This is a genomic window from bacterium, assembly GCA_026129405.1.
Taxonomy (GTDB): Bacteria; Desulfobacterota; Binatia; order DP-6; family DP-6; genus JAHCID01.
The window spans coordinates 373,740-394,486 of the sequence record JAHCID010000003.1; the positions used below are offsets into that span (position 1 = coordinate 373,740).

16 protein-coding genes are annotated in these 20,747 nt (G+C 70.3%); 15 read left to right on the forward strand and 1 reads right to left on the reverse strand.

The window, feature by feature from the left end; all coding sequences use genetic code 11:
• Window positions 1-16: 16 nt before the first annotated feature.
• From KIT14_14340 to KIT14_14395, 12 genes are read left to right on the forward strand one after another with little or no spacing between them, the layout of a single operon-like run.
• Window positions 17-895 (forward strand): CpsD/CapB family tyrosine-protein kinase, encoded by an 879-nt coding sequence (locus KIT14_14340; GenBank protein MCW5891711.1) that lies wholly within the window; start codon window positions 17-19, stop codon window positions 893-895.
• Between the two features lie 42 nt (window positions 896-937).
• Window positions 938-2,416, forward strand: a complete 1,479-nt coding sequence (locus KIT14_14345) for an O-antigen ligase family protein (protein ID MCW5891712.1) — start codon at window positions 938-940, stop codon at window positions 2,414-2,416.
• Window positions 2,413-3,555: a glycosyltransferase gene (locus KIT14_14350; protein ID MCW5891713.1), complete on the forward strand. Its 1,143-nt coding sequence runs from the start codon at window positions 2,413-2,415 to the stop codon at window positions 3,553-3,555. Before KIT14_14345 ends, KIT14_14350 begins: the two co-directional genes overlap by 4 nt.
• Window positions 3,552-4,340 (forward strand): polysaccharide deacetylase family protein, encoded by a 789-nt coding sequence (locus KIT14_14355; GenBank protein ID MCW5891714.1) that lies wholly within the window; start codon window positions 3,552-3,554, stop codon window positions 4,338-4,340. The genes KIT14_14350 and KIT14_14355 overlap by 4 nt, the downstream gene beginning before the upstream one ends.
• Complete coding sequence (locus KIT14_14360; protein ID MCW5891715.1) at window positions 4,340-5,479, forward strand: glycosyltransferase family 2 protein; 1,140 nt, start codon at window positions 4,340-4,342, stop codon at window positions 5,477-5,479. The genes KIT14_14355 and KIT14_14360 overlap by 1 nt, the downstream gene beginning before the upstream one ends.
• On the forward strand, window positions 5,476-6,480 hold the full coding sequence (locus tag KIT14_14365; protein ID MCW5891716.1) for a polysaccharide deacetylase family protein: 1,005 nt from the start codon (window positions 5,476-5,478) through the stop codon (window positions 6,478-6,480). Before KIT14_14360 ends, KIT14_14365 begins: the two co-directional genes overlap by 4 nt.
• Before the next feature lie 11 nt (window positions 6,481-6,491).
• A complete protein-coding gene (asnB, locus tag KIT14_14370; protein MCW5891717.1) occupies window positions 6,492-8,414 on the forward strand; it encodes an asparagine synthase (glutamine-hydrolyzing) in 1,923 nt (640 codons plus the stop codon).
• Entirely contained in the window at window positions 8,411-10,345 is a 1,935-nt protein-coding gene (locus tag KIT14_14375; GenBank protein MCW5891718.1) for a sugar transferase, read from the forward strand. Before asnB ends, KIT14_14375 begins: the two co-directional genes overlap by 4 nt.
• A gap of 7 nt (window positions 10,346-10,352) precedes the next feature.
• Entirely contained in the window at window positions 10,353-12,329 is a 1,977-nt protein-coding gene (locus tag KIT14_14380; GenBank protein MCW5891719.1) for a sulfatase, read from the forward strand.
• Between the two features lie 3 nt (window positions 12,330-12,332).
• Complete coding sequence (locus KIT14_14385; GenBank protein ID MCW5891720.1) at window positions 12,333-13,427, forward strand: glycosyltransferase family 2 protein; 1,095 nt, start codon at window positions 12,333-12,335, stop codon at window positions 13,425-13,427.
• 25 nt (window positions 13,428-13,452) lie between these two features.
• On the forward strand, window positions 13,453-14,706 hold the full coding sequence (locus KIT14_14390; GenBank protein ID MCW5891721.1) for a radical SAM protein: 1,254 nt from the start codon (window positions 13,453-13,455) through the stop codon (window positions 14,704-14,706).
• Between the two features lie 30 nt (window positions 14,707-14,736).
• A complete protein-coding gene (locus KIT14_14395; GenBank protein ID MCW5891722.1) occupies window positions 14,737-15,507 on the forward strand; it encodes a glycosyltransferase family 2 protein in 771 nt (256 codons plus the stop codon).
• Window positions 15,508-16,067: 560 nt separating this feature from the next.
• Here the strand turns inward: KIT14_14395 and KIT14_14400 are convergent.
• Window positions 16,068-16,634, reverse strand: a complete 567-nt coding sequence (locus KIT14_14400) for a helix-turn-helix transcriptional regulator (GenBank protein MCW5891723.1) — start codon at window positions 16,632-16,634, stop codon at window positions 16,068-16,070.
• A gap of 253 nt (window positions 16,635-16,887) precedes the next feature.
• Here KIT14_14400 and KIT14_14405 point away from each other — a divergent pair, with 253 nt between their 5' ends.
• The 3 genes from KIT14_14405 to KIT14_14415 are packed head-to-tail and all read left to right on the forward strand — an operon-like array spanning window position 16,888 to window position 20,723.
• Entirely contained in the window at window positions 16,888-17,484 is a 597-nt protein-coding gene (locus KIT14_14405) for a PadR family transcriptional regulator (protein MCW5891724.1), read from the forward strand.
• A 57-nt stretch (window positions 17,485-17,541) separates the two neighbouring features.
• Window positions 17,542-18,147, forward strand: coding sequence for a ferritin-like domain-containing protein (locus KIT14_14410; GenBank protein ID MCW5891725.1), 606 nt, complete (start codon window positions 17,542-17,544; stop codon window positions 18,145-18,147).
• Window positions 18,147-20,723 (forward strand): ABC transporter permease, encoded by a 2,577-nt coding sequence (locus KIT14_14415; protein ID MCW5891726.1) that lies wholly within the window; start codon window positions 18,147-18,149, stop codon window positions 20,721-20,723. Before KIT14_14410 ends, KIT14_14415 begins: the two co-directional genes overlap by 1 nt.
• Window positions 20,724-20,747: the final 24 nt, after the last annotated feature.

Genomic DNA, 20,747 nt, shown 5'->3' on the forward strand with positions numbered 1-20,747 from the left:
ACCGGAGGCCCCACAGATGAGCAAGATCTACGAAGCCCTGAAGAAGCTCGAAGCCGAACGCCACGGCGCCACCGAGACCAACGGTCACGGGAACGGTCATGGCAACGGTAACGGCAACGGGAATGGCAACGGCCATCACGCCAACGGCCACGGCAACGGCAAGCGCCGCGGCTGGCAGGATGCGATCCAGTGGCTGTTCCAGGGCAACGGACCTCGGCGCGGGCGCAACGGCGGGCCGGTGGTGAACTTCGAGCTCGCCCCCGATGCCGAGGAGGCCTACCAGCGCCTCGGCACCAACCTCCTCGTCGGCCCCGGCATCGAGGTGGAGGCGCCGCCGAAGCTGCTGGGCATGGTCGCGTCGCGCCACGGCGAGGGCACCACGACGACGGCCGCGGTGCTGTCGTCCATCCTCGTGCGACGTCGCGGCGGCCGCGTCGCGGTGGTCGAGGCGAACTTCCGTTCGCCGGGCTTCGAGACCGCGTTCGGCATCAAGCGCAACGGCGGGCTCGCCGAGCTCGTGCGCGGCGAGCACACGCTCGCCGAGGTCGCCCAGGCCACGCCGATCCCGCAGCTGTTCGCCATCGGGTGCGGACACAGTGACCAGTCGCCGTCGGCGATCTTCGACGCCCCCGGCTTCGCGACCGCGCTCACGCAGCTGCGCGAGCACTTCGACTTCGTGATCTTCGATCTGCCGCCGGTGAACGTCTACGGCGACTCGCTCATCATCGGGCCGCGCCTCGACGCCGCCATCATCGTGATCGAGGCCGACGCCACGCGCATCCCCGAGGTGGAGCGCGCGCGACGCACGCTCGAGCGCTCCGGCGTGCGCTTCGTGGGCTCGGTGTTGAACCGGCGTCGCAACTACATCCCCGCCTTCCTCGAGGAGATGCTCTGAGGCGCGCCGGCACCTCTGCCGGTGCCCGCCCATAGCATGCCCGTGTCCGCCGCCGCTGGCCGCTCGCCCGCCGGCACGCCGGCGATCCTTCGTCTGATCGCTGCGCTGGCGTTCCCGTTGATCGCCGCCATGACGGTGGCGGGCACTTATCTCAACAAAGAGGTCATCATCACGGCGGGCTGGCTCGCGCTGAGCCTCGCCGGCTTCCTCTTCGTCCGCCCGGTCGTGGGTATCGCGGTCATGACCGCGGCCTTCCTGCTCGCCGCCTATCCGACGCTGCTGCAGACCCTCGGCTTCCTCACGATCAACAACCTGCTCGGGCTGTGCTTCGTGGCCTTGCTCGGGCTGCGCATCCTCGAGACCCGCGATCTGTCGTTCCTCAAGGTCAAGCAGGTCCGCATCCTGCTGCTGATCGGGGCGCTGCTCATCATCGGCTACTTCGTCGCCGACTGGAACTTCCCGCTGCTGACGCAGACGCGCGGGCGCGGGAAGATCATCGATAAGACCAGCGACATGGGCCACAACTTCGTCGCCCGCCTGGTCTTCCTGATCTTCTTCTGCGTGTTCGTGCGCAGCCGCTCCGACATCAAGGTCGTCTTCGTCGTCTTCATGCTCGCGCTCTTCGCGGCGGTGCCGTCGGCGCTCTTGAACTGGGCCAGCGGCAACCTGAACCGCGGCTTTCGCGCCGCGGCCAGCGTGACCGCGGGCGCCAATCCGAACCGCCTCGCCATGATCTGCCTCATGGAGGTCGCCTGCTGGTGGTTCTGGGCGCACTCCCGGCCCGGCTCGTTCCGCCGCATGCTTGCCGCGGCGGCCATGGGCGCCTCCGTCATGGTGCTCCTCGCGACCGGGTCCCGCAGCGGGCTGCTCGGGCTGGGCCTGCTCGGCGTGCTTCTGCAGACCGGGCCGCGCAGCTATCGCGTGCCGACGTTCCACATCGGCCTCCTCATTGCGGCGGGCGCCTTCGCCGTCGCCACGATGGTGCCCGCCGAGAGCTGGACGCGCATGACGACGTTCAATCCCGAGAAGGGCGAGATCGGCGCCTCGTCGAACAAGATGCGCGAGGAGACCCTCGAGCGCGCGTGGCAGATCTCGATGGACTATCCGCTCTTCGGGATCGGCCTCGGAAACTTCCGCGAGGTGTCACGCCAGGTGTACCTCGACAGCTATTTTCGCCCCCCGCACAACTCGTATCTCTGGGCCATGTCGGAGGGCGGCATCTTCGTACTGGCAGCCTACCTCTGGCTGTTCTGGGTGACCTGGAAAGACCTGCGCACCATCAAACGCCTCGCCCACCGCGATCAGGAGATCGCGGCGTGGGCGCAAGCGGTGCGGGTGCTCTTCATCTTGTACTTCTTCTTCTCGGGGTTCGCCGACTTGTGGCTGAACCCGATCACCTACGTGCTGCTCGGCCTCGTGATCACGATGCGCCAGTACGTCGAGAGCCTGCCGGCGGTGCATGAGACGACCATCGTGCAGCGCCCCGGCCAGCGACGCATCGGCACGAGGGCCGTGGCGTGACCATCCGCATCGCCTTCTTCGCGCCGCTGCTCGCCACCGGCGGTACCCAGCGCCACCTCCAGCAGATCCTGGCGCTGCTCGACCGCCGGCGTTTCGAGCCCGTGGTGGTCACCCTGAAACCCGGCGGCGAGATCGAGGGCGAGCTGCGCGCCGCGGGCGTACCGGTGATGTGCCTCGGCATGGGCACCCGGCTCGGGGCGCCGAGCTCCGTGCGCGGCGTGCTGCGCGGCGCCCGGGCGCTGCGCCGCGCACGCGTCGACGTGGTGCACGGCTACCAGTGGCGGCCGGCGCTGATCGGGACCGTCGTCGGACGGCTCGCGGGCGCGCGGCTCATGCTGGCGAGCAAGCGCAGCCTCACCGGCGACGACTCGCGCGCGCGCCACGCCTGGCGCCGCATCGCCCGGCGCGTCGACACCGTGATCGTGAACGCCGATGTGCTCCGCAACGAGGGCGAAGCGCAGGGCATGCGGGCGCGCTGGATGCTGCTCCAGAACGGCGTCGAGGTGGACCACTTCGACGTCGGCCCCCCGGACCCGGCCGCGCGCGCCGCGCTCGGCCTCGATCGCGAGCGACCGGTGGTGGCGACCGTCGGGCGGCTCGAAGGGCGCAAGGGGCAGGACGTCCTCGTCGCCGCCACGCGCCCACTGCTCGCGACGGCGGGGGAGCGGCCGCCGCAGATCCTCATCGTGGGCGACGGCCCGCTGCGCAACGCCCTCGCGGCACAGGCACGCGAGCTCGGCGTCGCCGCGAGCGTCCACTTCGCCGGCACGCTCGCCGACGTGCGCCCCGCGCTGGCGGCGACCGACGTCTTCGTCCTCCCGTCGCGCGAGGAGGGGATGTCGAACGCGCTCATGGAGGCGATGGCGGCGGCACGCCCCGTCGTCGCCACCGCCGTCGGCGGCAATCCCGAGGTGCTCGCGGGCGGACGGTTGGGCCGGTTGGTGCCGCCCGACGACGCTCCGGCGCTGGCCGACGCGATCCGCGATCTGCTGGCCGATCCTGCCGCCGCCGGGGGGCTCGGCGCGGCGGCGCGCGCCCACGCCACCGCCCACTGGAGCGCCGCCGCCCAGGTGTCGCGGCTCGAAGCGCTCTACGCGGAGCGGCTCGCAGCACGGGGCGGACGCCGGAGGGCCGCATGAGGCCGCGCGCCGCGGTGTTCTGCCTGCACGACATCGTGCCGGCCGAGCGCATCCCCGAGGTCCCGGTCACACACCGGCCGTACGCGCTGACGCCCGCCGAGTTCCGCGCCCTCCTCATGGCGACCATCGACGGCGGCCGGCGTGCGGTGCCGGTGTCGCAGGTGCCGGCCGAGCTCGGCGGCGGCTTCTTCGCGCTCACCTTCGACGACGGCTGCGCGAGCGACTACCGCGAGGCCTTCCCGGTGCTGTCCGAGCTCGGCATGCGAGCCACGTTCTTCGTCGTGCCGACGCTGGTCGAGACCGCGGGCTACGTCACCTGGCGCGAGCTGCGCGAGATGGTCGCGGGCGGCATGGAGATCGGCAGCCATTCGATGACCCATCCGTTCCTGCACGACCTCGACGCCGCCGGCGTGCGGCGTGAGTTCGGCGACTCGAAACGGGCCATCGAGGATCGTCTCGGGCAGGCCGTGCGCTCCGCGTCGCTGCCGCGCGGCTGGGAGCCGCCGCAGTTCGAGGACGTGCTCGGCGAGCTCGGCTACCGCGTGTTCTGCACCAGCCGGGTGGGATGGTGGTATCCGGGCGCCCGGCCGCTGCGCATGCCGCGGGTCGCAGTCCGCCGCGGCATGGAGCCCGACGAGTTCACCGCCATCGTCAACGCCGAGCCGCGGTCGCTCTGGCGGATGCAGGCCATCGAGGCGGCGAAGAACGCCGCCAAGGCCTGCCTCGGCAACGGCGGCTGGCAGCGGCTGCGCGCACCGCTCCTGGCCCTGCGGGAGCGGGTCTGATGGCGACGGTCCTCTTCGTCGCGGCGCTGCTCACCATCGTGTGGGTCTACGCCGGCTATCCCGTGTTCCTCGGCCTCGTCGCCCGCTTGCGCCGCAAGCCCGTGGCGAAGGCGCCGATCGAGCCGATGGTCTCGCTCGTCATCTGCGCCTACAACGAGGAGCGCGACATCCGCCGCAAGCTGGAGGAGGTCACCGCCGCCGACTACCCGGCCGACCGCCTCGAGATCATCGTCGCCTCCGACGGCTCGACCGACGCCACCGACGACATCGTGCGCGAGTTCGCGCCGCGCGTGCGCCTGCTGCGGGTCGAGGGGCGTGGCGGCAAAACCGTGGCGCAGAACTTCGCGGTCACGCAGGCGGTCGGCGAGATCCTCGTCTTCTCCGACGTCACCACCGTCTACACGCCGACGACCATCCGGGCGATGGTCGAGAACTTCGCCGACCCGTGCGTCGGCTGCGTGGGCGGCGACCTGCACTACGAGAAGGAGCCGCGCAACACGTCGGCCGAGGGGCGCGCGCTCTTCTGGTCCTACGAGCGGCAGCTGCGCATCTGGGAGAGCCAGGTGCACTCGATCATCGGCGTCGCCGGGTGCGTCTACGCGATGCGGAAGTCGCTCTACGTCCCGCTCGACCGCGCCGCCATCAGCGACTTCATCCAACCCGGCAAGGTGACGGAGCGCGGCTGGCGGACCGTGCTCGAGCCCGAGGCGCTGGCCTTCGAGCCCGTAGAGTCGGTCAGCCTCGGCGAGGAGCTCAACCGCCGGGCGCGCATCATCACCCGCGGCCTGCGCGGCGCCTTCCACATGCCGGCGCTGCTGAACCCGCTCCGGCATCCCTGGTTCGCGATCGAGCTGTGGTCCCACCGCGTGCTGCGCTGGCTGATCCCGGTGTTCCTGATCGTCCTCTTCCTCGCGAGCGCGGCGCTGGCGGGCGAGGGCGCGTCCTATCGGCTGGCGTTCCTCGGGCAGCTCGCCGTCTACGGCTCGGGGCTCCTCGGCTTCGCGCTCGAGCGCCTGCGCATCCGCGTCCCCGGGCTCTTCGTCCCGCTCTACTTCTGCGTCGTGAACCTTGCGCCGCTGATCGCGCTCACGCGCCTCGCGCGCGGCGAGCGCAACGTGGTCTGGGAAACGGGCCGATGAGCGGCCCCCTGGTGAAGCGCCTGCTGTGGCACTCGGGCCTGCTGTCGCTGGCCCGCCTGGCGCGGCAGCGGGTGCGCGGCGTCATCCTGCGCTACCACGCGCTGACGCCCGACGGGCGCGACGTGCCCTACGCGGCCCCCGACATCTGCCTCCCGGCGCCGCTGTTCCGCCTGCAGATGGGCTTCGTGAAGCGCGCGTACCGTGTCGTCACCCTCGACGAGATCGTCGCCGCCCTCGCCGCCGGCGGCAAGCTGCCGCCCCGAGCCCTCGCCATCACCTTCGACGACGGCTACGCCGACAACTACCACCTCGGGCTGCCGATCCTGCGCGAGCTCCGGCTGCCCGCCGCCGTGTACGTCGCGACCGGCGGCATCGACGACGGCGTGCCGTTCTGGGTAGGCGCGGTACGCGCCCTCGCGATCCGGGCCGAAGGTCCGGCCCTCGAGATGCCGGGACGCGAGCCGATCCCGTTGGGTGCGCCGTCGGAGCGGGGACCGGCCATCAAGGCGCTCACGCGCGCGCTGGTGCCGCTCACGGCGCCGGAGCGCGAGGCGTTGCTCGCGGCGACCGCGGCAGGTGCCGGCGTCGACCTCCGCCGGCTCCTCGCAGGCACCATGCTGACGCGCACGCAGATTCGTGAGCTGGCGGCCGCCGGCTGGACGATCGGCGCGCACACCGTGACGCACTCGAACGTCGCGCTCGCCGATCCCGCCGACGCCGAAGCGGACATCATGACGTCGCGCGACACGCTCGCAGCCATCACGGGCGCACAGGTGTGCCACTTCTGCTACCCGAACACCGGCGGCGCGCACCGCTACTTCGGCCCCGAGGTCGCGGCGATCCTCAAGCGGGGCGGGTTCAAATCCGCCACGACGTCGCGCCCCGGCGCGCTCCGCCCCGGCGCGGATCCGTTCTTGCTCCCGCGACTCGGCGTCTCTCCGCGGCTCGGCCCGGTGGTCGAGCTGGCCGCAGCCCTCGAGCGACAGCGACTCGCAGCCTAGGACCGCAGATCATGTGTGGCATCGCAGGTGAGCTCAGACTGACCCTCGGCGAGCGGCCCAGCCGCGAGCGGGTCCGCGCCATGAACGACGTCATGGTGCACCGCGGGCCGGACTCGTTCGGCGAGTACACGAACGCCGAGGTCGCGCTCGGCATGCGACGCCTCGCCATCATGGACGTCGCCGGCGGGCAGCAGCCGCTCGGCAACGAGGACGGCAGCGTGCAGGTCGTCTGCAACGGGGAGATCTACAACGCCCCGGCGCTCACCGCGGAGCTGCTCGCGCGCGGACACCACCTGAAGACGCGCTCGGACGTCGAGGTCATCGCCCACCTCTACGAGGAGAAGGGGCTCGACGTCGCGCAGCACCTCGACGGCATGTTCGCGTTCGCGATCTGGGACGCGAAGGCGCATCGGCTGATCCTCGGACGCGACCGCACGGGCATCAAGCCGCTGTACCTGACCCGCATCGGCGACCGTCTCGCCTGGGGCTCGGAGCTGAAGTGCCTCCTCGCCGGCGGGCTCGATCCGCGCCTCGACCACCAGGCGCTGCACGACTACCTCACCCTCGGCTACGTCGCCGGGCCGACGAGCATCCTCGACGGCGTCTGGCAGCTCCCCGCCGGCTGCATCCTGATCGCCGAGCCCGGCAAGACCGACGCCGTGCGCACCGTCCCGTACTGGACGCTGGCCGGCCACGCCGCCGACGCGCAGCGCAGCGACGCCGACTGGGAGACCGAGCTCGAGGCGACGCTCGAGGGCGCGGTCCGGAGCCACCTCATGAGCGACGTGCCGCTCGGCGTGTTCCTCTCCGGCGGGCTCGATTCCGGCTCGATCGTCGCGCTCATGTCCGAGCTCGGCGTCAGCCCGATCCGCACCTTCACGATCGGCTTCGAGGAGAAGAGCTTCAGCGAGGCCGACACGGCGCGCGAGGTCGCCACGCGCTACGGCACGCAGCACCACGAGCTGATCGTCCGCCCCGACGCCGTCAGCCTGCTGCCGAAGCTCGTGCAGCACTTCGACGAGCCCTTCGCCGATTCGTCGGCGATCCCGGTCTACCACGTCTCCGAGCTCGCCCGCCGTCACGTCACCGTCGTCCTCTCCGGCGAGGGGGGGGACGAGATGCTCGCCGGCTACGAAACCTATCGCGCCTGGAAGATCGCCTCGGCCTACGCGCGCCTGCCGCGCTGGATCGGTGCGGGGCTGATCCCCGCCGCGGCGCGCCTGCTGCCGGTCTCGCACGCAAAGGTCAGCTTCGACTACAAGGCCAAGCGCTTCACCACGGGCGCGTACCTGCCGCCGGCGAGCGCGCACCTGTGGTGGAAGACGATCCTCGACGAAGACATGAAGGCCGCTCTCTACGGCTCGCCCAAGCCCGGGATCACGCCCACCGCGCGCCTGTTCGAGTCGCTGTGGCGCGAGGACGCCGGCGACGGCCTCGATCGTCTCCAGTACGTCGACACCGCGCTCTATCTCCCCGCGGACATCCTCGTGAAGGTCGATCGCATGAGCATGGCGCACTCGCTCGAGGCGCGCGTGCCGTTCCTCGACCGCAGCATGATGGAGCTCTCGCGCCGTCTGCCGTCGCGGCTGCGCATGAAGGGGCTCAACACGAAGTGGCTCCTGCGCCGCATCATGAAGGACCGCCTGCCGGCGTCGGTGCTCCAGGGCAAGAAGCGCGGCTTCAACGTGCCGATGCCGGCCTGGCTCGCGGGCAACCTGCGGGAGTTCACGCGCGACGTCCTCGGCGAGGACCGCGTGCGCCGTCAGGGCCTCTTCCAACCGGCCGCGGTGCAGCGGCTGATCGACGAGCACACCGGCCGCGTGCGCGACCACAGCCGCGCCATCTGGACGCTTCTCGTGCTCTCGGTGTGGCAGGACGAAGTGCTCGGCACCGGGACGGCAGCCGCCCGCCGCGCCGCCGCGGCATCCGCGTGAACGGACGTCAGATCAAGGGAACGGAGAACCAGCACGTGATCGCCCTCGAAGCCACGGAGATCAAGGTCGCGGAGCCCGCCGGGGCTCCCCGCGATCTCGGGCTCAAGCCCGATTCGAGCCTGAGCCGCTGGTGGCAGATCGCCCTGGCGGCGTTCGGGCTGCTGCTGACGCTTCCGGTCGCGCTCGCCATCGCGGCTGCGACCAAGCTCACGAGCCGCGGGCCGGTCCTCTACAAGGGAACCCGCATCGGGCGCGGCATGACGCCGTTCTCGATCTACAAGTTCCGCACGCTCCTGGTCGACGCCGAGCAGCGCATCGGCGCGCGCCTGCTGACCCCGGGCGACCCGCTCTACACGCCGGTCGGCCGCTTCCTCAAGAAGACCAAGCTCGACGAGATCCCGCAGCTCTGGAACGTGATCCGCGGCGACATGAACATGGTCGGTCCGCGTCCGATCCGTCCCGTGTTCCTCGCCACCTCGTTGCGCGAGATCCCGAGCTACTCGGCGCGCTTCACCGTGCGCCCCGGCATGACCGGCCTGGCGCAGCTGCGCGGCGGCTACTTCACGCACCCGCGCGACAAGCTGCGCTACGACATCCTCTACATCCGCAACCGCAATCTGTGGCTCGACCTGAAGCTCATCGTCGGCACGTTCGTGAAGCTCGCGAACCGCTGGCTGACGCTCGGCCTCCTGCTCGCGCTGGTGTTCCTCTGCGCGTCCTTCGTGCCGGCGATCTTCCGCTCGCCGTTCGAGCTCGAGATCGGCGGCTTCCACCTCTCGCCCTTCGAGGCCCTCGGCCTGCTGGTCGCCGCGGCAGCGCTGGTGCAGCAGATCCCGGCGCACCGCCTCTATCTCTACCAGACCCCGACCAACCGGCCGATCGCCTGCTTCCTGCTCTTCTCGATCCTCGCCGGCCTGGTCGGCGGCGACCTCGTCCCGCGCCTGCGCGACGTCGCCTACTTCAGTGCCTCGGGCTTCCTCCTGCTCCTGCTCGTGGTCAGCGGCGACATGAACGCGTCGTTCGCCCGCCGGGCCACGCGCCTCGTGGCGCTGGCCGCGGTCTCGGTCGCCCTCGTCGGCATCCTGCAGCTCGTCCTGCAGACGCACGGCAGTGAGGACGGCACGGGCGGCATCCCGCGCGTCGTGTCGACGCTGGGGAGCCCGGTCGTGCTCGCCGCATACCTGGTGCTGGGCCTGCCGCTGGTGCTCGTCGAGCTGGTCTCGGCCGAGCGGCGGGAGGAGCGCGACTTCTGGCTCATCTGCAGCACCCTCGTGCTGGTCGCGGTGATCCTCACCCAGACCCGCACCTCGCTCCTGGCGCTGTGGGTCACGGCGGCGCTGTTCACCTGGCGCGTCTCGCGGCGCTCGTTCCGCCTCGTCCTCGGTGCGGCGATCGGCTTTCTCGCCGTCCTCGTGGTGACGGGCGCGTTCCGCCTCTCGCCGACCGACGTCGGCGCCGAGCTCCAGCGCCGGGTGACCGTCACCGCGGCCACCGTCTCGGAGGAGGCGCGCTCGCTGCGCGGCTTCATCGGCACCGACCCGGGCAAGGGCGCCGTCGCCATGGTCAACGTGAACCGCGGCCCCGACGAGGAGCCCGAGGCGATGCGCAACGAGAACATGCACCTGACGCTCGTGCTGCGCACCGGCTTCATCGGCTGGGCGCTCATGATGTGGGTCATCGGCGCGGCGCTCGCGGGCATCTACCGCGGCAGCCGCATCGTGCGCGACGACCGTCTCTCGCTGGTCCTCTGGGCGATCTTCTCGTCCGGCGTGGGCTTCCTGCTGTCGATGAGCAACTTCAACGCCTTCTACAACCCCACGATCCAGATCCTCTTCTGGGGCCTCCTCGGCATCGGGCTCGCCATCGTCACCCACTTCGCGGGACGCCGCCCGACCTTCAACGTCATCTACCGCTTCGGGCAGGGGGACTGAGATGGACGTGCGACGCCATCTCGGCGGCGCCCTGCGGGGCGCGGCGCTCGGCCTCGTAGCCGGCGCGCTCTGGTTCACCATCGAAGCGGTCGCGGGCTGGGCGGCGGGCAGCTTCCTGCCCGCCGGCGTGATCCAGAAGCTCGCGCTGCTCGACCTCGGCCTCGGGGCCGCGGCCGGGCTCCTCGTCGGGCTCGCGCTGCCGGGGCTGCGGGGCGGGGCGCTCGCGCTCGGCATCGCCGCGTTCTACGGCCTGCTGCGCGTGTACGCGCCGCCGGGCTACGGCGCCGAAGCGGTGTACGTGGTCGCCGCCGTCGCCGCCTGCGCGGCCGGCATCCGTCTCCTCGGCAGCGGCGCAGGCGGGCTCCTCGGCTTCGTCCACGTGAGTCTCCTCGCCACCGCCGCGCTCGTCATCCTCGAGATCGGCAGCCAGGAGGTCCGCGCCGCGCTGCGCGGGATGCGGCTGCCGCTGGTGGTCGCGGCGGTCCCGGTGCTCGCCGTGCTCGTCGATCGGCTGCTCGCGTTCGGCCTGCGCTCGCGCGCGGCGCGGCTCGGCGTCGAGCTCACCGCGGGACTGGTTGCGGCCTTCGTGCTCGGCCGTCCGCTCACGACGACGCCGCTCGAGCAGACGCTCGTGACGGCGGTGCCGCCCCCGGCCGGGACGCCCGACGTCTTCCTCGTCTCGTTCGACACCACCCGCGCCGATCACCTCTCGCTCTACGGCTACGAGCGCGAGACCTCGCCGCGGCTCACCGAGTTCGCCAAGGACGCCCTCGTCTTCACGCAGGCGCGCTCCACCGCCGGCTGGACGCTGCCCGGCCACGCCTCGATGCTGACGGGCCTCTACCCGAACAAGCACGGCGCGCACCTCGCCGGCGGCTGGCTCGGCGGGCAGTCGATCGACGGGCGCCGCAACGTCGCCTACCCGCTGAAGCCCGACAAGACCACCGTCACCGAGCTGCTGCGCGACCGCGGCTACAGCACCGGGGCGTTCATCGCCAACTTCTCCTACCTCTACCGCGATTTCGGCCTCTCGCAGGGCTTCCAGCACTACGACGACGCCCCCGGGCTGCTGCTGCGCTTCGAGCCCGCCGCGATCCGCTTCGCCCGCCGCTTCGCCCCGGGCTTCTGCCTGAAGCCCTTCCGCTCGGCGCGCCAGATCAACGCCGCCGCGCTCGAGTGGCTCGACGTCGCCCCGAAGGGCCGCCCGGCCTTCATGTTCCTCAACTACATGGAGCCGCATCAGCCCTGGCTCGCGCCGGCGCCGCACGACAAGTGGGTGTGGGGGCTGCCCGAGGCCCACGAGCTGGCGCAGCGCAACCTCTATACGCACGAGGTGAAGGACTTCACGGCGGACGAGATCGGCTTCATCACCGCCAACTACGACGGCCAGGTCGCGGCCATGGACGAGGCCTTCGCCGAGCTCATCGAGGCCCTGCGCGCCCGCGGCCGCCTCGACAACGCCCTCATCATCGTCACCTCCGATCACGGCGAGCTGCTCGGCGACCACGGCCAGGTCGGCCACATGGGACGCATGCTCTACGAGGGCCTGCTGCACATCCCGATGATCGTCCGCTTCCCCGGCGCCGATCGCCCGATGGGCACCACCGATCGCCACGTCCAGAACCTCGACGTGACTCCCACCGTCCTCGAGATCGCCGGCGTGCCGGTGCCCGAGGACGTGCAGGGCCGCGACGTCCGCACCGTCGAGCGTCCCAGCTTCGCGGAAGAGGACATCAACCCGTTCCTCGTCGCCGAGTACGGCGAGTTCTACGACCGCGCCACCCGCGTCCTGTTCGAGGGCAGCTGGAAGCTCATCACGACGTCGCGCGGCGAGAAGAAGCTCTTCGACCTCGCCCGCGATCCGGGCGAGACGCGCGATCTCGGCGCCGAGGAGCCGGACCGCCTGGCCGCGATGTCCCGTCGCCTCGAGGCGGCCATGCCGACGCGCGTGGCGGCCGCCAACCCCGACCAGCAGGTGAACTGATCCATGGCTTCCAACGGACACGCCAACGCATCCCAGCCCGCCAACGGCGGCGGCCGCGTCACCAGCATCGCCCGCTGGCTGTCGCGCAAGAAGCAGCCGCAGGCGCAGCCGGCCCCGAAGGTGTCGGTCGTGATGCCGGTCTACAACGCCGAGTCGACGCTGGCGGAGTGCCTCACGCGGCTGCACCAGTCGAGCTTCGGCGACTTCGAGACCATCATGGTCGACGACGGCTCCACCGACGGCTCGCGCGCCATCGCCGCGGGCTTCCCGGTGAAGATCGTCCCCTCGTCGGGACGCGTCGGCCCGGCCGCGGCGCGCAACCTCGGCGCGCGCGTGGCCACCGGCGACATCCTCTTCTTCATCGACTCCGACGTCATGGTCCGTCCCGACACGCTCGATCTCCTCGCCCGCGGCTTCGAGGGCGGCGAGATCGACGGCTTCTGCGGCGTGCAGGCGGCGGAGATGCGCCACCGCAACCTCCCGAGCCAGTACAAGAACATCTGGATGCGCTGGACGTACCTGCGCAAGACCGGCGACGTGCCGCTGTTCTACACCACCGCCGCTGCGATCCGCCGCGAGACCTTCCTGCGCGTCGGCGGATTCGACGCCGCCTACGGTACGCCGAGCGTCGAGGACACCGCCTTCGGCCAGAAGCTCGCCCGGCTCGGCGTCCGGGTGCGCGTGCATCCCGAGCTCGAGGTCGAGCACGTGAAGCGGTACTCGCTCTGGGGCCTGCTGAAGGTCGACTTCATGCGCGCGGCGTCGATGGTGCGCCTGAAGCTGCGCCATCCGAACGACCTCGGGCAGAACAACAGCTCGGTCCCGGGCGGCTTCATCGCCAGCATCCCGCTCACCGGGATCGCGGCGCTGCTGCTCGTCGCCGGGGCGATCTTCGGCTCGTGGATCGTCGCCGGCCTCGGCGCGCTCGCGGCGCTCGGCGTCGTGGCCCTCAACACCGGCTTCCTCGGGGCGATCCGCGAGTCGGACGGCCTCGTGCGCGCCATCGCCTCGATCCCGCTGCTCTGGCTCGAGCTGCTGGTCTCGGGCCTCGGCGCGGCCGTGGGCTTCGCCACCTATCCCTTCGGCCGCCGCTACTGAGACGAATCGCTTCAAGGAGATCGCGATGGGTTACCTCGACTACCTGCAGCACGGGAAGAAGATGTTCCGCAAGAAGGGCGAGCTTCCCGTGTACCTGGTGCAGTTCATCACCGACGCCTGCAACGCGAAGTGCAAGCACTGCCTGCTGGCGGACGGCGCCCACCCGGGGTGGGAAGAGCCGTCGATGACGTACCGCAAGCAGGAGCTGTCGCTCGAGGAGCTCGAGAAGATCACCGCCAGCTACGGCAAGGGCAGCCTGATGTTCCTCTTGCCGACGGGGGGCGAGCCGTTCCTGCGCAAGGACATCGGCGAGATCGTCAAGATTTGGCACAAGAACACCGGGGTGCGGAACGTCGGCATCCCGTCGAACGGCTCGACCACGGCGCGCACGGTGGCGATCGTGAAGGACCTGGTGGAGAGCTGCCCGGACCTCGACCTGCACATCGACATCTCGCTCGACGGGGTGGGCGAGCTGCACGACGAGATCCGCGTCTTCCCGGGCCTCTTCAAGCGCTCGATCGAGACCTACAAGGCGCTGCGCGAGCTCGAGAAGCACTACAAGAACTTCTCGGTGCAGGTGGAGACGACGGTCTCCAAGCACAACGAGGACGTGCTGATCGAGAACTACGAGTGGTTCCGCACGCACCTCGACGTCGACACGGTCTTCACGCTGCTCACGCGCGGGTCGCCGAAGGAGCCGCTGGCGAAGTTCTTCGACGTCGAGAAGTACCAGGCGTACGCGGACCACATGGAGCGGGAGTACAAGTCGGGGTCACTGAGCGGCTACGACCACTTCCCGTTCGCGGACTTCATCAACGCGAAGCGGATCGTGCGGCACAATCTGATTGCGAAGATCGCGCGCGAGAACACGTACCAGATTCCGTGCTACGCCGGGAACCTCGGCGGGGCGCTGTTCGCGAACGGCGACGTGTATCCGTGCGAGCTGCTGATCGACCGCAAGCTCGGGAACGTGCGCGAGGCGGACTACGACTTCAAGCGGATCTGGTTCAGCCCCGCGGCGGACGCGACGCGGAAGTTCATCCGCGAGTCGAAGTGCTTCTGCACGTACGAGTGCTTCCTCACGGTGAACATCCTGTTCAACCCGCTGATGATGCCGGCGGTGCTGAAGGAGTGGTCGAGCCTCAAGATGCGCAAGATGTGGCGCAAGCTCACCGGCCACCAGCCCGTGCCCCGGGCGCAGCTCGGCACCTGCGGAACCGGAGCACCGGACGCCGCTTCCACCAACCCGGCGCCGGCACCGGCTCGCGCCAACGCCTGACGTTTCGCACCACCCACCAGGAGGCTCCCCATGTTCCGCGGCAAGCGCATCACCGTCGTCATCCCCTGCTACAACGAAGAAGAGGGCGTCCGCACCGTCATCGAGCAGATGCCCCCGATCGTCGACGAGATCCTCGTCGTCGACAACGCCTCGACCGACCGCACCGCCGAGGTCGCCCGCGAGCTCGGCGCCCGCGTCGTCCACGAGAGCCGCAAGGGCTACGGCCGCGCCTACCGCACCGGCTTCGAGAAGGCGCGCGGCGACATCATCGTCACCATGGACGGCGACGGCACCTACCCGCCGAACTCGATCCCGCTGCTCCTCACCGTGCTGCTCGAGGAGAAGGTCGACTTCATGACCGCGCGCCGCTGGCGGTCGAAGAACGACAACTCGAAGAGCCCGCTGCGTCTCCTCGGCAACGCGATCCTCTCCAGCGTCACCATGGTCCTCTACCGCCGCTTCCTCATCGACTCGCAGTCGGGGATGTGGGTCTTCCGCCGCGACATCCTGCAGAAGATCGACCCGCAGTCGGACGGCATGGCGCTCTCGCAGGAGCTCAAGATCCTCGCCTTCACCCACCCGGACATCGTCTGCCTCGAGATGCCGATCTACTACGGCGAGCGCGTCGGCGAGTCGAAGCTGAACCTCTGGCGCGACGGCTTCGGCAACCTCTGGCACCTCTTCAGCATGCGCTTCACGCTGCGCAGCCGGCAGCGCGCGATGACCCAGATCACGCCGCTGACGCCGGTGGCGCGCGAGGAGGAGTCGGTCGAGGAGCCGCGGGCGCGTCAGGCACCCTGATCGGGGCGCCGCGTCGCGGTCGGTGGCGGCGAACACGGTCGGCCGGTGCCCACCGGCCGGCCACGGCCGTGCTCTCAGCCGCCCGCCGCCCGCGCTTCCACACCGTAGCGAGCGACGCTCTCGGCCGCGGCGGGCTCGCGCCATGCGAGCCCGCTTCCCCGTCGCACGTCCGTTCCGAGGTCGGCGAGAACGCCCTCGCTCGCTCGGCCGAGGTCGCCGATGTGGTCTCGCACCTCGTGGTGCTGAAGACGTCGCTACCGCGATTGGTGCCGGCGTCCAAGAGATCGTCGGCAGCGCTCACAAACGCGAAGCGGCGCCCATCGCTCGACACCGTTGCGTGGTAGCTGCAGCCGAGGCCCGGGCCCCCCCGGGAGATGACCCGAGCAAGCCACCGAGCCGTCTCCGAGGACGGCAGATTCGTCACGTTCGCCGATCCGTCGGGGAGCGCCCCGTCCAGGCCTCGAGACATCCGCGTCGGAAGCGTCGAGCGTCGGATCGACGCTCGGCCGATGCGCCTGGCCCGGCGTGACCTGGGCAGTCACACGAGATCACGTGCAACCTCAGGCGAGCACGACCCGGGCTTCCGCACCGCGGCGCCCGGCGATCGCCTCCTCGGCGATGTCGAGCCACGCGAGCTCGCTGCGCAGCCGCATCTCCGTGCGGTCCAGCAGCAGGCGGGTGACGAATCCCGCGTCCGCGAGTCGCGCGCGGCGCTTGCCCAGGCGCGAGAGCCGCTGAAGATGCAGGGCGCGCTGCGCGCGGAGCACTCCCAGGAGTACCTGCGTCCGTTCGTCGGTGAGGAGGAGTAGCTTCACCGAGAGATCGTCGTTCAAGGGCGGCGGCCGATCCGTCGGCGGGCTCAGCATCCAACGCACGAGGGTGCGCTCGCCGCGCGCGGTGATCTTGAAGACCCTCCGGTTGGGGCGCCCGGTTTGAGCCTGATCGAAGCCCTCGATCATGCGACGCGTCCTCAGGCGCTCGAGGGCGCGGTAGACCTGCCCAGGAGTCAGCGCCCAAAGGTCACGGTAGCACCCACCGAGCTCGCTCGTGATCCGATAGCCATGGATGCCGTCGGCGTTCGCCGCGATCAGTCCGAGCACTGCATGGTCCACCGCGTCCCTCGCCATGCGTTCGCTCCTCTCACGTCCTGCGTTCGTGTTCGCCGGGTACGCCGGTCGGGCGCACCGGTCAATGGCGGCTCGCGCTGCACGGCTTGCACCGAGCGTGTATCTAGATGCTCGAGATACATGTCATCCGATGCCCGACGGAGCAGGTCCGTCGGCATGGTCAGGGCCGTGGTGCGCCGTCGGGCTTGACGCCTGCGGATCCGCCGCGGTAGCGAGACCCACGGTCCCCAGACGCTCGTGAGGAGGGTCTCGGATGCTCGCGCACCTGATTCTTGGGCTGTTGCGGAACGGCGAGCCGCGGCACGGCTACGAGCTCGTCACACACCATCGCGCGCTGACCGGAGCGACGCTCAGTACCGGGAACGTCTACCGCGAGCTGTCACGGCTGGCGGCCAGGGAGCTGGTGCGCGCGCGTGCGGACGACTCGCGTGGCGATGGGAGGCGGATTCCCTATCAGATCACCGAGCAGGGTACGGAGCTATTCGACCAGTGGCTGCTCGCCCCGGCGAAGTACGGGGACGAGCTCGCATCGTGGCTCATCTTCATGGACCGCGTCCCGCGCGACGTTCGCGACCGTACTCTCGAGCGGGCGCGCGACATGCTCTGGTCGCAGACCAAGGCGCTCGAGCGCGCACGAGAGGACGCGTTGTCGAGGCAGCACGCGACGCGCGGACCGTACCATCCGCTGGCGGTCCTACTCTCACGACGCCTCCGGCAGGTGACGGCGGACCTCGAGTTCCTGAACGAGCTACGGGCCGACCTTGCCACCGAGAGTACGACCGCCGAGCCATCGCTCCCCGCGGCACGATCGGAACGCGCGGGGCGCGCCACCAAGGGCGCAACGCGGTAGGCGGACTGGAATGCGACGGCTCAGCGGAAGACTCCGGTCGCCGGGCGGGAGGGGGACGTGACGATCGATCCGCCGCTGCTGACCCTGCTCAGCTACTATCGGGATGCGGAGCTACGGGGGGCGGGATTGCTGCTACGGCTCATCGCCCTCATGCCGGACGACCCTGAGGCGCAGGTCGAGCTGACGCGACACGTGGCCGAGGAAACCCGCCATGCCTGGCTCTGGACGAAGCGCATCGTCGATCTTGGGGCCGCACCGGCTCCGATCCCGGCTGGCTATCAGAGCCGGATCGGGTTGCGAACGATCCCGCGGAGCCTCGCCGATCTCCTGGCGCTCACGATCGTCGTCGAGGAGCGTGCGCTCGCCCGCTACCAGGAGCACGCAGCCCGCCACGACGTGGATGTCGCCACGCGCAAGGTGCTCGCGGCGGTCGCGAAGGACGAGCAGTGGCACGTCGCGTGGATTCGCCGGAAGCTCACCGAGCTGACCGCGCACGACGCCACGCTCGGCGAACGGGCGGACGGCATGATGGAGCGCTACCGGCAGATCGATCGAGAGGTGTACGCCGAGCTCAGACGGGAGGAAGATATCGCCTTTGGTCGAAGTGGCCCTCCAGACGGCTACGCTGGTGGCCGGACATCCCAGCCGCGCGGAGGTGCCTGATGGCCCACGCATCGCTTCACATTCCGCTGCGCTTCCTGCGTGGGCATTACGGACGGACGACGCTCACCGTGATCGCGGTGGCGCTCGGCGTCGGGCTGGTGTGTGCGCTCGATCTCGTGACTCGCTCGATGCAACGCGCGTTCGACGAGGTCATCGACAACCTGGCCGGTCGCACGGCGCTGGAGGTGTCGGCCGGCGAATCGGGCGTCGTGCCGGAGACACTCGCATCGCAACTCCAGCGGCTGCCCGGCGTGGACATCGCCGTACCCATCGTGCACGGGACCGCGTTCCTCGCGGACGGGAGCGGCGAGGCCCTCACCGTCCATGGGGTCGACGTCCTGAACGAGGATGCGCTGCGCGTATACGAAGCACGCGAGCCTGGGGGGCAGACGGTCGACGATCCCGTCCGCTTCATGGCGGACCCGCGCTCGGTCATTCTCACCCGAGCCTTCGCGGCGCGCCGGGGTCTCGACGAAAACGACACGCTCGAGCTCGATACGCCCCGAGGACGCCGGCGTTTTCGGATACTTCGGCTTCTCGAGCCGACAGGCGTCGGGCGGGTCCATGGCGGCAACCTGATCGTGATGGACGTCGCCGCAGCGCAGGAGCTGTTCACCGAGCCCGAGTTCGTGAGCCGCATCGACGTCGTCGTCGATCGGTCCACCGACGTAGCCTCCGTGCGGGCGGCGATCGAGCGAACCCTTCCCCCCGGCCTCGTCGTCAGCACACCCGCGCAGCGGAAGCTCGATCTCCATGCCGTGATGCGCTCGTTCGGGACACTGCTACGCGCCATTGGACTCCTCGGAGTGCTCATCGCGTATCTGATCGCATTCAACGCGTTGTCCTCGGGTTTCGAGCGCCGCAGGTGGCAACTCGGAGTCCTGGCAGCGATTGGCGCGCCACCGCGCGCCATCTGGCTGTCCCAGATGCAAGAAGCACTGCTGCTGGCGGGTGTAAGCGTGGGTCTCGGTCTCGGCGTGGGAATGCTTCTCGCGTGGATACTCCTACCCATCATCGCCGCGACGACCGCCTTGAACTTCAATCTGGTCGCGCCACAGACGAGCCTCGTGCCGAGCCCGATCTCGTTCGCCCTCGCGACCACGCTCGGAGTCGGCGTGACGCTCCTGGCTGCGTGGCTGCCTGCAGCACGGGCGGTCCGCGCGGGCGTCGCCATGACCATTCGGGGGCGGGGTCGCGAGGCCGATCGCACCGAACTGCGCCCCGGGTGGGCCATGGCCGCGGGCCTGTGGTCAGCCGCAGGCGCCGCCGTGGTCCTGCAATCGCTCGCGGGCGAGGTGGGATTCGGTTTGCTCGCGACGGCCCTGATCGCGGCCGCGATCGCGGCGTCCGCACCGCCGTTGATCCCATTCGCCGCACGCGTCGCGCTGCCAGCTCTGGTCGCCTCAGCTGGCAGCAGCGGACGGCTTGCGGCGATGGGGCTGCGCGACCACGGCCGACGGGTCGGAATCACCACCGCGATGCTCGCCGTCGGTCTGGGTGTCGTGGTCTGGCTAGGGGTGCTGGCCCGCAGCTTCGAAACCTCCGTGGTCGATACGCTCGGACGGGCCATCCGGGCGGACGTCGTCGTGACGTCCGCCAACATCGGATCGGGGTTCCTCGAGGCACCGCTCGACGGGGAGCTCGTGGCCGCCGTGCGCGGCATGCCGGGGATCGAGGACGCCGCGGGCTGGCGGGCGTTGGAGTGGCCGTACGGCGGCGAGGCGATCGGGTTGAGCGCCTACGATCCACAGTACTTCCGGAATCGACGCTTCGGTGAATGGCCGCTCGAAGAGGCAGCGGCGGGGAACGTGTGGGAGGAGGTGGCGCTCGGGCGAGGCGTCGTCGTCTCGACGAGCTTCGTCGCGTCGTTCGGACGCGGGGTCGGAACCCGAATGGTGCTCGACACGCCGACCGGACCGCTCAAGGTACCGATCGTCGGCGTGACGGTCGACTTCGTCTCCCCGAAGGGCACGGTCGAGCTCAGTCGAGAGCTGTTCATCGAGCGCTGGCGGGACCGCACCATCACGAGGATCTTCGCCCTGAAGCGCCCCGACACGGAGACGGCCGACCTGCGACGCCGTATCGCCAGCGAGATCGGCGCCACGTACCGCCTCCGCATCCTGTCGGCGCGCGAGCTGCTCGACTACTTCGTGATCCAGGTCCGGCGCGCGTTCTCGGTTATCCCCGTATTCGCCGCGGCCATCTATGTGGTGATCCTGATCGGACTCGCCAGCTCGTTGATCACGTCCGTCCTCGATCGCCAGCGCGAGCTGGCGATCGTGCAGGTCATCGGGTTGCGGCGGCGGCTGGCCCGGCGGGTGGTGGTCCTCGAAAGCCTCGTCGTCGGTGTCGTCGGGCTCGTGCTCGCCGCCGTGGGCGGGCTCGCGCTCTCGGCTCTCTGGGTCGGACGCACCTTTCAGCTCCTCCTTGGGTGGACGCTCCATCTCAGCGTGCCCGCGGCGCATCTCGCTCTGGTCGCGGGCGCGGGCGTTCTGGTGTGTGTCGTCGCCTCGGTGATCCCGGCGCGGCGCGTGGGGCACCTCGGGGTATCCGAGGCGCTCCGCCATGAATCGTGACGACATTCGCGATGCGAAGGGAGG

Coding starts and splice junctions, on each gene's coding strand:
- KIT14_14355 (MCW5891714.1), top strand. CDS start 3,552: ATGAGGCCGCGCGCCGCGGTGTTCTGCCTGCACGACATCGTGCCGGCC.
- KIT14_14405 (MCW5891724.1), top strand. CDS start 16,888: ATGCTCGCGCACCTGATTCTTGGGCTGTTGCGGAACGGCGAGCCGCGG.
- KIT14_14365 (MCW5891716.1), top strand. CDS start 5,476: ATGAGCGGCCCCCTGGTGAAGCGCCTGCTGTGGCACTCGGGCCTGCTG.
- asnB (MCW5891717.1), top strand. CDS start 6,492: ATGTGTGGCATCGCAGGTGAGCTCAGACTGACCCTCGGCGAGCGGCCC.
- KIT14_14385 (MCW5891720.1), top strand. CDS start 12,333: ATGGCTTCCAACGGACACGCCAACGCATCCCAGCCCGCCAACGGCGGC.
- KIT14_14390 (MCW5891721.1), top strand. CDS start 13,453: ATGGGTTACCTCGACTACCTGCAGCACGGGAAGAAGATGTTCCGCAAG.
- KIT14_14340 (MCW5891711.1), top strand. CDS start 17: ATGAGCAAGATCTACGAAGCCCTGAAGAAGCTCGAAGCCGAACGCCAC.
- KIT14_14360 (MCW5891715.1), top strand. CDS start 4,340: ATGGCGACGGTCCTCTTCGTCGCGGCGCTGCTCACCATCGTGTGGGTC.
- KIT14_14415 (MCW5891726.1), top strand. CDS start 18,147: ATGGCCCACGCATCGCTTCACATTCCGCTGCGCTTCCTGCGTGGGCAT.
- KIT14_14395 (MCW5891722.1), top strand. CDS start 14,737: ATGTTCCGCGGCAAGCGCATCACCGTCGTCATCCCCTGCTACAACGAA.
- KIT14_14400 (MCW5891723.1), bottom strand. CDS start 16,634: ATGGCGAGGGACGCGGTGGACCATGCAGTGCTCGGACTGATCGCGGCG.